This window comes from Mesorhizobium qingshengii, from assembly GCF_900103325.1.
GTDB lineage: Bacteria > Pseudomonadota > Alphaproteobacteria > Rhizobiales > Rhizobiaceae > Mesorhizobium > Mesorhizobium qingshengii.
On record NZ_FMXM01000002.1, the window covers coordinates 190,019 to 202,866 of the forward strand.

Consider the following 12,848-nt stretch of genomic DNA (forward strand, 5'->3'; position numbering starts at 1 on the left):
CTCACCTCGTCAGATGAGAAACGACCCTACCACCACTTCTGCGGCTGGAATGTGCCGGCCGCCTGCTCGATGACGGCAGCGGTCTGGAACAGCGTTTCCTCATCGAACGGCCGGCCAATCAACTGCAGGCCGAGCGGCAGCCCCTTGGCGTCGAGCCCGGCGGGTACGGCGATGCCCGGCAGGCCCGCCATGTTGACGGTGACAGTGAAGATGTCGTTCAGATACATCTTGACCGGATCGGCGGCCATATCCTCGTCGGCGATACCGAAGGCGGCCGACGGTGTTGCCGCGGTCAGGATGACATCGACGCCGGCGGCGAAGACATTCTCGAAGTCCCGCTTGATCAGGTTGCGCACCTTCTGCGCCTGCAGATAGTAGGCGTCGTAATAGCCGGCCGACAGCACGTAGGTACCGATCATGATGCGGCGCTTGACCTCGCGGCCGAAACCGGCGGCGCGGGTCTTCTCGTACATGTCGACGATGTCCTTGCCCGGCACGCGCAACCCGTAGCGGACGCCATCATAGCGGGCGAGGTTGGACGAAGCCTCGGCGGGCGCCACGATGTAATAGGCCGGCAGCGCGTATTTGGTATGCGGCAGGGAGATGTCGACGATCTCGGCGCCGGCATCCTTCAGCCAGGCAATACCCTTCTGCCAGAGTGCCTCGATCTCTTCGGGCATGCCGTCGACGCGGTATTCCTTGGGAATGCCGACCTTCATACCCTTGATCGGCTTGCCGATCGCTGCCTCGTAGTCCGGCACCGGCCTGTCGACCGATGTCGTGTCCTTCGCATCGACGGATGCCATCGACTTGAGCAGGATCGCGGCATCGCGCACGTCGCGGGCGATCGGTCCGGCCTGGTCGAGCGACGAGGCGAAGGCGACGATGCCCCAGCGCGAGCAGCGGCCATAGGTCGGCTTGATGCCGACCGTACCGGTGAAGGCGGCAGGCTGGCGGATCGAGCCGCCGGTATCAGTCGCCGTGGCGCCGGCGCATAGAAAGGCCGAGACAGCGGTCGCCGAACCGCCGGAAGAACCACCCGGCACCAGCTGCGCATTGTCCAGGGTTCGTGCGGTCTTGGTGCCGCCGGCGGAGACGAAGCCGCCATCGCCCTGATGCGTTGTCGGCATCACCACCGTGTCGAGGCGCGATCGCCGCCACGGGTTGATGACCGGCCCATAATAGGACGTCTCGTTGGACGAGCCCATGGCGAATTCGTCCATGTTGAGCTTGCCAAGCATGATCGCGCCGTCGGCCCACAGATTGGCGGTAACGGTGGATTCGTAGCGCGGCTTGAAGCCGTCGAGCACATGGCTGCAGGCCTGGGTGTGGACGCCTTCTGTGCCGAACAGGTCCTTGATGCCGAGCGGAATGCCCTCCAGCGACCCGCCCTCGCCCTTGACCAGCCTGGCGTCGGAGGCCTTGGCCATGTCGCGCGCCTTGTCGCCTGTCACCGCGACATAGGCATTGAGCACCGGATTGGCACGATCGATGGCCGCGAGATAGGCCTCGGTGATCTCGGTCGCGGTAATTTCCTTGCCGCGCAACCTGGCACGGGCCTGGGAGATCGTCAGCTGGGTCAGGTCGCTCATCAAAGGCTCTTTTCGTAAAAAACCGACCACTCGGAATCGGGATAATCCAGTACCGGGCCGCAGCGCGAAAATCCGGCACGTTCGTAGACGGTCCAGGCCGCGGGATGACGATCGCCGGTCTCCAGCACCAGGCGCTTCAGGCCCTCGTCGCGCGCCAGCGCCTCGACCCGCTCGACGATCCTGGCGCCGACCTTGCGACCGCGATGCGAAGGCCGCGTGTACATCCGCTTGACCTCGCCTACGGCGCCATCGTGGCGCTTCAGTGCACCGCAGCCGATGGCCAGGCCATTGTCGCGGGCTATGAAAACGGTCGTATCAGCGCCAGCCATCTGCTCGACCGTCATATGGTAGCAGTGCTCCGGCGGCGTCAGTTCGAGCAACGTTTCGTTGAGTTCCTCGACCAGGCCACGCACGTCGTCCTGCAGCGGCGTTTCAATCGCGATCTCGATTGCCATCGGCCTGCTACTCCACGACCTTCGGCACGAGGAAGAAATTCTCTTCGGTCGCCGGTGCGTTGGCGACGATATCCGCCGCCTTGTTGCCATCGGTGACGACGTCCTGGCGCTTCTTCATCTCCATCGGCGTCACAGAGGTCATCGGCTCGACGCCGGAAACATCGACCTCGTTCAACTGCTCGACGAAGCCCAGTATGGCGTTCAGCTCGCCGGTCATGCGTTCGGCATCTTCTTCGCTCACCGCGATACGGGCGAGACGCGCAACGCGCTTCACAGTCTGAAGGTCAACGGACATGTTTTTGCCTCGGGGAAAACCAGTTCGGGCTATAGCGGCGCGGCGCGCGGTGCGCAACATGCATCGTGCCGGGCGCTCGGCGACGTTGCACGGTCGACATCGTCACGGCAGGGCGATGCCCTCGCACAGATAGTAGCTGCCGCTGTTGCCGCTTGCCTCGCTTTCGTCGTCGATGGGCCGGACCGACACGAGATCGAGCTGCGTCGGGCTCATCCTCGTCACCGAGAGGACATCCGGAAAGACATATCCCGGTTCCTGGCAGATCGCCGTCACCGCCCAGCTTGGCGAACGTGTCGCCTTGCTAGTCTGCACGAACTCGCAATTGTATTCGACGCCTTGCAGGCCGTGTGCCGAAAGCACAATGTTGCCGGCGTCGATCAGCGTCTGCAGCGTATCCTTTTTGGCCTGTGCGCAAAGCTCCTCGGACTGAAGGTAGACACCTCGATGAAATCATCCGCGGCGAGCGCGGGCGACGCCGCGACAAACATGGAAACGCAAAGAGATTGCCTCAAGGCCATGGTTTCATTCCGCTTTCGCTGTTCCTAAAGCGAGATCGTCTCGCCGATGTCAGGCAATGCCACTTTCACGCCGGATCCTTCCAGGCCCGCCTCGAATTTCTCGGCGGTCGGATCGATCATCGGAAACGTGCCGAAGTGACAAGGGACGACCGTCTCGAAATTGAAGAAGCGGCGGCAGGCAAGTGCTGCCACCGCGCCACCCATGGTGAAGCGGTCGCCGATCGGCACGATGCCGATCTTCGGTTCGTGCAACTCGTTGATCAGCGCCATGTCGGAAAAGATGTCGGTGTCGCCCATGTGGTAGAGCGTCCGGTCTTCCGGGAAATGCAGGACAAGACCACCCGGATTGCCGAGATAGGTGTTCTGGCCGCCCTCGCCCGGAAACGAGGATGAATGCAGCGCCTGAACGAATGTGGTGGTGAAACCGCCGCAATCGACGGTGCCGCCAATGTTGCCGGGGTTGATCTTCTTGTCGCTGACGCCCTTGCCGACCAGATACATGCAGATCTCGAAATTGGCGACCAGCTGGGCGCCGCTCTTGCCGAGCACTTCCACCGCGCCGCTGATATGGTCGCTGTGTCCATGCGTCAGCAGCACATGCGTCACTCCCTCAGCCGGGCCTTCCCAGCCGCCCGTCCAGGACGGATTGCCGATCAGGTAGGGATCGACGAGGATCTTTGCATCAGCGGTTTCGATGCGGAAGGCCGAGTGGCCGTACCAGGTCAGTTTCATGAATGCATTCCTCGATTTTTGCCTTGCCAAAGGATAGAACGCCGATAGCCCCGAGATCAAAGGGTTACTGTGTCCGTTGCGCGTTTGAGAGGACGCGCGGCGTTGAGAGGCAAAGGACAGCCGTTGGGCGTTATCAGCATCGAGGAATTGCCGGCGCGGCTTGCCGGCGGCAAAACGCTGGCGGGACTTGATCTCGGCGACAAGACGATCGGCGTCGCGGTCTCGGACCAGAGGTTTTCCTTTGCTCATCCGCGCCCGGTCATCATGCGAAAGAAATTCTCGCTCGACGCCGCCGTGCTGCTGGCCTTGCTGCGGAAGGAGAATGTCGGCGCCGTGGCGATCGGACTGCCGATCAACATGGACGGGTCGGAAGGGCCGCGCGCGCAGAAATCGCGCGCCTTCGTCCGCAACATGGCGCAGATGAGCGACCTCCCCTTCGTGCTCTGGGATGAAAGACTATCGACGGTCGCGGCCGAAAGAACGCTGATCGAGATGGATTTCTCGCGCCGCAAACGCGCCGGAAAGATCGATTCGGCGGCGGCGGCCTTTATTCTGCAGGGAGTTCTGGACCGGCTTCAGTCGCTCGGTGCGTCCGCTCGAACGGAACCCGAGCCGCCCAGCGCTGCTTGATCCAGCCGGCGATTTCGCGGCGACGGCGGAACGCCCACAACGCTATCAGCAGAAACCCGTCGAAGATGCACGTCTTCGCCACCATGCCGGGGATGATCGCTGGATCGATGCCGAGCATCTGACCATAGAGCTGGAAGAAGAAGTCATGCATCTGCCGGGTGAACATGACGTAGCCGAAATTGATGTCGTTGGCCGAAAGATAGAACCAGCCCCAGAAGATCGCCATCGGCGCCGCCCACAATGCGAAGACGTAACGCATCAGTGGCCTCCCTTCGGATTCGACCCTGTCCGGCCGGAGATGAGCGAAAGCAACGAGTTGTGCGCCGCGGCCTTTGCCATGCCGTGGGCGAAGGCGCGAATCTCGCCCTCGCCCGAAGCGGCTGCCGCAACCGCGGACCGTCGTTCGGTGAGCATGGCGACATAGGATGCCAGAAGTGCGGCCAACTGCACCGCGACTGCCATGAGCAGCCCATTGATGCCTTGCGCGGCGCCACCGATGACGATCAGCGACAACACGCCCGAGGCTGAGATGAAGGCGATGCGGGCAACGCTGTCGGCACCCGCGCTGGTCGCGTCGTTGATTAGGGTTTCGACGAAGGCCCAGAAAAAAAGCACCGCGACGACAAGCAATGCGGTGGCGAGTGGGGCCACCACGACGACGTTGTCGAGATCGACGAAGCGAGTGCCCTCGACGGTGGCACCCAGCACGCCGAGCGCCGCCGCCACACCGCGATTTCCGTCGATGCAGATGAGCGCGAGCAGGGCGAAAACGATCGCCCAGTGCAAGGCCAGAAAAGAGGTCAATACGTGTCGCATCGGCGTTCCTGCTTCGCAAAGCAAAGGATGGCCAATGAACCATTCCGTGCTCTCGCCAGACAGTGGGCTTTGCCGCTCGTCGCCGCAACGGAAACCATTTGTTAAGGTTAACGGCCATCCACAGGGTGTTGCGACGGTGAGCACCTTGAACAGGATGGGTACCGGTTTGGCGCGACGTTGGTGGCTCAGTTCACCTGCGGATAGAGCGTGTCGATGATCATGCGCGCATCATGGCGCGAATCGAGCATGCCATAAGTGTTGCGCCACTGACCGGCCAATCGCGTCTCGACGAAGGCATCCGCGATTCGCCCTGCTCCAAGCCGGCGCAATTCCGCCGCCGCCGCCGACAGCGCCAGTTGTTCGGTGAGCAGCCGGGCCGAACCCTCGTCGGTCGCGGCGACCTGCATCGCCGCCTTCAGCACGCCGATCGTGCCGCGTCCGCCAGCGCCGAGATCGCGGTCGATGCCGGCCAGCACATCCTCGAACAAACCAGGCGCGCGGCCGAGCACGCGCAGCACGTCGAGCGCCATGACATTGCCCGACCCTTCCCAGATCGCGTTGACCGGAGCTTCGCGATAGTAGCGGGCAAGTGGCGCCTCCTCGACATAACCATTGCCGCCGAGACACTCCATCGCCTCATAGAGCAGCGGCGGCGAGATCTTGCAGACCCAGTATTTGACGACCGGCGTCATGGCGCGGGCAAACGCTGCCTCGCCGCGATCGCTTGCCGCCTCGTCGAAGGAACGCGCCAGCCGGAACGACAACGCCGTGGCGGCGGCGACGTCAAGCGCCATGTCGGCCAGCACGCGCTGCATCAGCGGCTGCTCGATCAGCGTCGAGCCGAACACCTGGCGATGGCGGGCGTGATGAACGGCCTCGGCCAGGCCGGCGCGCATGATCGCCGAAGACGCCACCGCACAGTCGAGCCGTGTCAGCGTCACCATGTCCATGATCGTCTTCACGCCGGCGCCTGGTTCGCCGACCATCTCGCCGATGGCGTTGACGAATTCCACCTCGGAGGAAGCGTTGGAACGATTGCCGAGCTTGTCCTTCAGACGCTGGAAGCGAAAGCCGTTGCCCGACCCGTCGCCAAGAATGCGCGGCACGAGGAAGCACGACAGCCCCTCCGGCGCCTGTCCCAGCACCAGGAACGCATCCGACATCGGCGCCGACATGAACCACTTGTGCCCGGTCAGGCGATAGAACCCGCTGCCGGCTCGTTCCGCCCTTGTCACATTGGCGCGCACATCCGTGCCGCCCTGTTTCTCGGTCATGCCCATGCCGAGAGTCAGCCCCGCCTTCTCGACCGGCGGCTTCTGGCTCTGGTCATATTTGCGCGTCGTCACGCGCGGCGCCCATTCGCGAAACAGTTTCGGGCTGGCCATCAATGCCGCCAGCGAAGCGCTGGTCATGGTGATCGGGCAAAGATGCCCGGTCTCGAGCTCGGCGGTCAGATAGAACCGGGCGGCGCGCACCTGATGGCGGCGACCAATCTCGGCGTCGCCGTTTTCCCAGACCGAGGAATGCAGCCCGTTGGCCACCGAGCGGCGCATCAAGGCGTGATAGGCGGGATGGAACTCGACCAGGTCGATGCGCCGTCCCTGGCGGTCATGCGTCCTCAGCTTAGGCGTCTCGACATTGGCGAGACGTGCCAGCTCCTGCGCCTCCTGCGTCAGCACGAAACGGCCGAGCCCGTCGAGATCCTTGCGCACCGGATCGGAAAAGCGTTCGGCAAGCTGGATCAGCAACGGATCGCCCCGCCAAGCGTTGCCGCCCGTCAGCGGCGGCGGCTGGTTCGTCACGTCGTCGGTCACGCCCAATCCTTCTATCCGTAGAAAGGCCTTATCGTCGGAAAGCCACGAATCCGAGGCCATCGGCTAGATATAGCCCAAGCGTTGCTGCGCGCGCGACGAAAATACCGGGGAGAAAGGCGTCAATCCAAAGCTGGCGCTTGCGGGCGCAAAATCCGCGCCCTATAGCAGCGCCTTGAGATGACCGACGCTTCGTCCTTGCCACTCTACCCTCACCGCCATCTTCTGGGCATCCGCGACCTTTCCCCCGCCGATATCGAGCTTCTGCTCGACAGGGCGGATCGAGCGGTCGCGATCTCGCGGCAGTCCGAGAAGAAAACCTCGACGCTGCGCGGCCGCACCCAGATCAACCTCTTCTATGAGGCTTCGACGCGTACGCAGTCGTCGTTCGAACTCGCCGGAAAGCGGCTCGGCGCCGATGTCATGAACATGTCGGTGGCAAGCTCTTCGGTGAAGAAGGGCGAGACGCTCATCGACACGGCGATGACGCTGAACGCCATGCGGCCAGATATCCTGATCATCCGCCACCAGTCGGCGGGCGCCGCGGCCCTTCTAGCGCAGAAGGTCGGCTGCTCCGTGGTCAATGCCGGCGACGGCGCGCATGAACACCCGACACAGGCGCTGCTCGACGCGCTGACCATCCGCCGCGCCAAGGGCCCGCTGTCGAAGCTGATCGTGGCGATCTGCGGCGACATCCTGCACTCGCGCGTCGCGCGTTCGAACATCATGCTGCTCAATGCGCTTGGCGCACAGGTGCGTGTCGTTGCGCCTTCGACGCTCCTGCCCTCCGGCATCGACAAGATGGGCGTCATCGTCACACACTCGATGGCGGAAGGCCTCAAGGGCGCCGACGTGGTGATGATGCTGCGCTTGCAGCGCGAGCGGATGGAAGGCGCTTTCGTGCCTTCGGTGCGCGAATATTTCCGTTATTTCGGCCTCGATGCCGAAAAGCTGAAGGCGGCCAAGGACGACGCAATGGTGATGCATCCCGGGCCGATGAACCGTGGCGTAGAGATCGCCTCGGAAATCGCCGACGGCCCGCAAAGCGTGATCCAGGAACAGGTGGAGATGGGCGTCGCCGTGCGCATGGCGGTGATGGAAGCGCTGCTCGACCCGCGCCGCAACCACGAGGGCCGCGGCGCATGAGCATAACGGTCTTTGAGCGCGCTCGCATTGTCGACCCCTCTCGCGGCATCGACGAAGTCGGCTCGCTTATTGTCGACGGCAGAAAAATCGCTGCCGCCGGCAAGGCGGCACTGAACCAAGGCGCCCCGGAAGGCGCCACTGTCATCGACTGTGCCGGCAAGGCGATCATTCCAGGCCTGATCGACGGCCGCGCCTTCATTGGCGAACCCGGTGGCGAGCATCGCGAAACCATCGCTTCGGCGAGTGTCGCGGCGGCGGCCGGCGGCGTCACCTCCATCGTCATGATGCCCGACACCGATCCGGTGATCGACAATGTGGCTTTGGTCGAGTTCGTGCTGCGCACCGCCAAGGACACCGCGATCGTCAACATCTTTCCGGCGGCGGCGATCACCAAGGGCCTCGACGGCCGCGAGATGACCGAGTTCGGCCTGCTGCGCGAGGCCGGCGCCGTCGCCTTCACGGATGGCCGCCACACCATTGGCAGCGCGCTGGTGATGCGCCGCGCGCTGACCTATGCGCGCGACTTCGGCGCCACCATCGTGCATGAAACGCAGGATGCCGACCTCGCTTCATCAGGTGTCATGAATGAAGGCCTCTATGCCAGCTGGCTCGGCCTTTCCGGCATTCCGCGTGAAGCCGAATCCATCCCGCTGGAGCGCGATCTGGCTTTGGCGCGGCTGACGCGCGGCTCCTATCACGCGGCGAAGATCTCGACGGCGATGGCGGCGGACGCCGTGAAGAGAGCGAAAGCCGACGGCGCAACCGTGACATCAGGCGTATCGATCCACAATCTGTCGCTCAACGAAAACGACGTCGGCGAATACCGCACCTTCTTCCGCCTGACGCCGCCGCTGCGCGCCGAGGAAGACCGGCTGTCGATGATCGAGGCGGTCAGGGACGGCACGATCGACATCATCGTCTCCTCGCATGATCCGCAGGACGTCGACACCAAGCGCCTGCCCTTCGCCGACGCGGCAGCCGGCGCCATCGGGCTCGAAACACTGCTGGGCGCGGCTTTGCGGCTCTACCACAATGGCGATGTGCCATTGCTCAGACTGATCGAGACCTTGTCCACCGCGCCGGCAAGACTGTTTGGACTGCCCGGCGGAACGCTGAAACCGGGGGCAATGGCGGATCTTGCGCTGGTCGATCTGGACGAACCCTGGATCGTCAGCGAAAGCGGCATCCGCTCACGCTCGAAAAACACCTGTTTCGAAGGTGCGCGGCTGCAGGGCAAGGTCTTGCAAACGCTGGTTGCGGGCCGCACAGTATTCTCGGCCTGACCTGAATCACGGCATATCCTGGGGTCCAAGGTCAGCATCAGGCGCCACAAGCCGATCTAGGGAATACAGGGGGAACAATGACTTACGGCCTGATCTTGGCGCTGGTGTTCGGCTATCTCCTCGGCTCGATCCCCTTCGGGCTGGTGCTCACCCGCGCGGCCGGCCTTGGCGATGTGCGCAAGATCGGCTCCGGCAATATCGGCGCCACCAATGTGCTGCGCACCGGCAACAAGGGCCTCGCCGCCGCGACGCTGCTTCTCGACGCGCTGAAGGGCACCGCCGCCGTGCTGATCGCAGGCCATTTCGCACCTGACCTGGCGATCTGGGCCGGCCTTGGCGCCTTTCTCGGCCATCTTTTCCCGGCATGGCTGGGCTTCAAAGGCGGCAAAGGGGTCGCCACCTATCTTGGCGTGTTGGTCGGCCTTGCCTGGCAAGTGGCGCTGATTTTCGCTATTGTCTGGCTGGTGATGGCTTTCCTGTTCCGGTTCTCATCGCTTGCAGCGCTGACGGCAGCCGTCGTGGTGCCCATCGCCCTGTATTTCCTGAGTGCGCCGCAGATTGCCGCCTTGTTCGTGGTGATGAGCGTGATCGTCTTCATCAAGCACCGGGAAAACATTTCGCGCCTGCTTGCCGGCACCGAGGGCAAAATCGGAGCCAAGGGGTGAGCGAGCCGTCCGCCGGGCCGCGCCTCAGCGACCGGCAGCGGCTGAGCTGGTTGCGGCTGATCCGCACCCAGAATGTCGGCCCCGCCTCCTTTCGCGACCTGATCAACCGCTTCGGTTCGGCCGAGGTGGCGCTGGAAATACTGCCGGAACTGATGATTTCGGGCGGCGCCAGCCGGATTGCCCGCATCCCCTCGATTGCGGAAGCCGAGGCCGAGCTGGAGGCAGCGCGGCGGGCGGGCGCACGCTTTGTCGGCATCGGCGAGCCAGACTATCCGCCGCTGTTGCGGAGCATGGACAATCCGCCACCGCTGTTGGCGGTCAAGGGCAACGCAGCCGTGTTCCGGCTGCCGGGGGTCGCTATCGTCGGTGCGCGCAACGCATCGCTCGCCGGCATCAAGACGGCGCGCATGCTGGCGGCGGATCTCGGCCGCGACGGCTACGCAATCGTCTCCGGCCTGGCGCGCGGCATCGACACGGCCGCGCATCAGGGCAGTCTTGCGACCGGCACGATCGGAGTGCTGGCGGGAGGTCTCGACCTGCCCTACCCGCCCGAGAATGCCGGCCTGTGCGATGACATTGCCGAGCGCGGCGCTATCATCTCGGAAATGCCGTTCGGCTGGCAGCCGCGCGCCCAGGATTTTCCGCGTCGCAACCGCCTGGTCGCGGGGGCGGCCCTCGGGCTGGTGGTGGTCGAGGCCGCACAACGTTCGGGGTCGCTGATCAGCGCTAGGCTTGCCGGCGAGATGGGCCGGCTGGTCTTCGCCGTGCCCGGCTCACCGCTCGATCCGCGCGCCGCCGGCACCAACGGTCTGCTCAAGGACGGCGCCACGCTGGTTACCGAAGCCGCCGACATTTCCAGGGCGATCGCCCCACTGACCGGCATGCGGGCGCCGGAAGTACCGCCATTTGAAGAGCCGCCCGACTTCTCGGCCGCTACGCCACCCGGTGAGAGCGACCGCGCCAAGGTGATCGAGGCGCTCGGCCCGACGCCGGTCCCGGTCGACGAGATCATCCGCCACACTGGCCTGCACCCGGCCCAGGTCTTCATGATTCTGCTCGAACTCGACCTCGCCGGCCGGCTGGAGCGCCATGCCGGTGGCAATGTCTCGCTGGTTTTCGGAAGTTCTTCCGTCTGACTGAGGCGTCGGTGACGCCTCGCTCGCCTCGAAGCGACATTTTTCGCGTTTCGGAAGCGGCGGATGCCGTTGTCGCGGAACGAGAGCAGGCCGTCGCCATGCGGGGACTCTGAAAAAAAGCACGAGCCCGGTTTACAACTAACATGTTAGTGAGCTATCACTACCTGCAAGCTTCTTTCGGAGACTTCCTGGTGACATCACGCTTTGGCCTTTCAGCCGCCCTCGCCACGCCTTTTGACGCCTCCGGGCAGATCGCCATCGCCCCCATGGTCGCGCAGGCCAGGCGTTGCCTGGCCGAGGGTTGTGGCAGCGTGACGCTTTTCGGCACCACTGGTGAGGGCGCGTCGGTAGGCGCCCAGGAACGACGGTCGGTGACCGAAGCCATGTTGGCAGCCGGGATTCTGCCACGGCAGATCGTTGCCGGCGTGCTGGTCGACGCCGCCGAAGACGCCGCCGAACAGGCCCGACATGCCTTGCAGCGCGGCGCCCGCAACATTCTCCTTGCGCCGCCGAGCTACTTCAAGAATGTCGGAGAAGACGGTCTTTTCGGCTGGTTTTCCGCCGTCTTTGCCGCGCTTGGTCCCCTCGCCCGTGGCGTGCTGCTCTACAACATCCCCTCGGTCACGATGGTGCAGCTTTCGCTTGGCCTGATCGGCCGGCTGCGCACCGCGTTCCCGGATGTTGTCGCCGGTGTCAAGGATTCAGGCGGGGATTGGAGCTACAGCGAGGCCCTGCTCGGCGCGCATGGCGATCTGGTGATCCTGATCGGTGACGAACGCCATCTGGCACGCGCGGTGCGATTGGGTGCTCAAGGCGCGATCTCCGGCATGGCCAATTTCGTTACCGGCGAAATCCGCGCCATGGCCGAGGACGGACGCGACGATGCGCGCGTCGAGAGCTTCGTGCTCGAATTGCTCAAATATCCGGTCACGCCGGCGGTGAAAGTCATGGTGGCGCGCAAGACCGGCGACGACCGCTGGCTGGCGGTCCGCCCACCGCTCGAGCCGATCGCTTTGCAGGGGCGGCAACAGCTTGCCGCCGCCTATGACAGGTTGTTTGCAACGGAGCCGGCCTGACCGGCAAAGGGATACGCCCTGAAATGGAAGACGGCAGCGAACCGACCACCCTTAGGGAAAAAGCCTATGCCAGCTTCACGCGGCATTTGCTGGCTCGCGATCTGCTGCCGGGCCAGTTCGTATCGCAGCGCGAACTGGTTGCCTTCACCGGACTGCCGCTCGGCGCCATTCGCGAAATCGTGCCGCGTCTCGAGGCCGAAGGACTTCTGACGACGATCCCGCAGCGTGGCATGCAGATTGCCCATATCGACATCAGTCTCATCCGCGAGGCCTTTCAGTTCCGACTGTTCATGGAGCGTGAAGCAGTGGCGCTGTTCACCGCCAGCGCTTCCGATGACGAACTTGCTCGCCTGCGGCGCGAACACGAGGAGATGCTGGCGCAAGCCCTTTCGCAGACGCCGACGCCGGAAATGGAAGCCAAGGCCCAGAACATCGACTGGGCGATGCACGACACCTTCATCAATGCACTGGGCAACGAGATCATCGCCAAGGCCTATCTGGTCAACTCGGTCAAGATCCGGCTGATCCATCAGGAGCGCTTTCGCATCGACGGACGCGTCGTGCCGGTCATGCGCGAGCACCTGGCGGTCATCGAAGCCATGGAGAGCCGCGACCCGCAGAAGGCGGTGGAGGCGATCAGCCTGCATATCGACAAGGCGCGCCGGCTGGCGCTGCAAATCTGAGGAAGCATGA

At 64.0% G+C, this 12,848-nt stretch carries 14 protein-coding genes and 1 pseudogene; 7 read left to right on the top strand and 8 right to left on the bottom strand.

Features of this window, described 5'->3' with window-relative positions:
- Window positions 1–26: 26 nt before the first annotated feature.
- The 5 genes and pseudogenes from BLS48_RS00980 to BLS48_RS01000 form a co-directional block, all read right to left on the bottom strand.
- Window positions 27–1,592, bottom strand: a complete 1,566-nt coding sequence (locus tag BLS48_RS00980) for an amidase (protein WP_091574841.1) — start codon at window positions 1,590–1,592, stop codon at window positions 27–29.
- Window positions 1,592–2,047, bottom strand: coding sequence for a GNAT family N-acetyltransferase (locus BLS48_RS00985; RefSeq protein ID WP_091574843.1), 456 nt, complete (start codon window positions 2,045–2,047; stop codon window positions 1,592–1,594). Before BLS48_RS00985 ends, BLS48_RS00980 begins: the two co-directional genes overlap by 1 nt.
- A 7-nt stretch (window positions 2,048–2,054) precedes the next feature.
- Window positions 2,055–2,342, bottom strand: coding sequence for an Asp-tRNA(Asn)/Glu-tRNA(Gln) amidotransferase subunit GatC (gene gatC, locus BLS48_RS00990; RefSeq protein WP_010909575.1), 288 nt, complete (start codon window positions 2,340–2,342; stop codon window positions 2,055–2,057).
- Window positions 2,343–2,444: 102 nt separating this feature from the next.
- Window positions 2,445–2,860: pseudogene (locus BLS48_RS36670) on the bottom strand (hypothetical protein).
- 24 nt (window positions 2,861–2,884) lie between these two features.
- Complete coding sequence (locus BLS48_RS01000; RefSeq protein WP_091574844.1) at window positions 2,885–3,592, bottom strand: metal-dependent hydrolase; 708 nt, start codon at window positions 3,590–3,592, stop codon at window positions 2,885–2,887.
- Between the two features lie 123 nt (window positions 3,593–3,715).
- Here BLS48_RS01000 and ruvX point away from each other — a divergent pair, with 123 nt between their 5' ends.
- The gene (ruvX, locus tag BLS48_RS01005; protein WP_091574846.1) at window positions 3,716–4,222 is read left to right on the top strand and encodes a Holliday junction resolvase RuvX; all 507 of its coding nucleotides are present in this window, start codon (window positions 3,716–3,718) and stop codon (window positions 4,220–4,222) included.
- Here ruvX and BLS48_RS01010 read toward each other — a convergent pair.
- The 3 genes from BLS48_RS01010 to BLS48_RS01020 form a co-directional block, all read right to left on the bottom strand.
- Window positions 4,140–4,481 (bottom strand): DUF6105 family protein, encoded by a 342-nt coding sequence (locus BLS48_RS01010; RefSeq protein ID WP_091574848.1) that lies wholly within the window; start codon window positions 4,479–4,481, stop codon window positions 4,140–4,142. The genes ruvX and BLS48_RS01010 overlap by 83 nt on opposite strands.
- A complete protein-coding gene (locus tag BLS48_RS01015) occupies window positions 4,481–5,038 on the bottom strand; it encodes a hypothetical protein (protein WP_091574851.1) in 558 nt (185 codons plus the stop codon). Before BLS48_RS01015 ends, BLS48_RS01010 begins: the two co-directional genes overlap by 1 nt.
- 185 nt (window positions 5,039–5,223) lie before the next feature.
- A complete protein-coding gene (locus BLS48_RS01020) occupies window positions 5,224–6,852 on the bottom strand; it encodes a DNA alkylation response protein (RefSeq protein ID WP_091575609.1) in 1,629 nt (542 codons plus the stop codon).
- 177 nt (window positions 6,853–7,029) lie between these two features.
- Between BLS48_RS01020 and BLS48_RS01025 the strand changes: the two genes are divergently transcribed.
- The 6 genes from BLS48_RS01025 to BLS48_RS01050 all read left to right on the top strand — a co-directional run bounded on the left by BLS48_RS01025 (window position 7,030) and on the right by BLS48_RS01050 (window position 12,838).
- Window positions 7,030–7,995 carry an aspartate carbamoyltransferase catalytic subunit gene (locus BLS48_RS01025; protein ID WP_091574854.1) on the top strand — a complete coding sequence of 322 codons (966 nt, stop codon included), beginning with the start codon at window positions 7,030–7,032 and terminating at the stop codon, window positions 7,993–7,995.
- Window positions 7,992–9,278 (top strand): dihydroorotase, encoded by a 1,287-nt coding sequence (locus tag BLS48_RS01030; protein ID WP_091574857.1) that lies wholly within the window; start codon window positions 7,992–7,994, stop codon window positions 9,276–9,278. Before BLS48_RS01025 ends, BLS48_RS01030 begins: the two co-directional genes overlap by 4 nt.
- Before the next feature lie 77 nt (window positions 9,279–9,355).
- Window positions 9,356–9,943 carry a glycerol-3-phosphate 1-O-acyltransferase PlsY gene (gene plsY / locus BLS48_RS01035; RefSeq protein ID WP_091574860.1) on the top strand — a complete coding sequence of 196 codons (588 nt, stop codon included), beginning with the start codon at window positions 9,356–9,358 and terminating at the stop codon, window positions 9,941–9,943.
- Window positions 9,940–11,079, top strand: a complete 1,140-nt coding sequence (dprA, locus tag BLS48_RS01040) for a DNA-processing protein DprA (protein ID WP_091574862.1) — start codon at window positions 9,940–9,942, stop codon at window positions 11,077–11,079. Before plsY ends, dprA begins: the two co-directional genes overlap by 4 nt.
- A gap of 191 nt (window positions 11,080–11,270) precedes the next feature.
- Complete coding sequence (locus BLS48_RS01045) at window positions 11,271–12,155, top strand: dihydrodipicolinate synthase family protein (RefSeq protein ID WP_091574864.1); 885 nt, start codon at window positions 11,271–11,273, stop codon at window positions 12,153–12,155.
- A 23-nt stretch (window positions 12,156–12,178) separates the two neighbouring features.
- Complete coding sequence (locus tag BLS48_RS01050; protein WP_091574867.1) at window positions 12,179–12,838, top strand: GntR family transcriptional regulator; 660 nt, start codon at window positions 12,179–12,181, stop codon at window positions 12,836–12,838.
- Window positions 12,839–12,848: the final 10 nt, after the last annotated feature.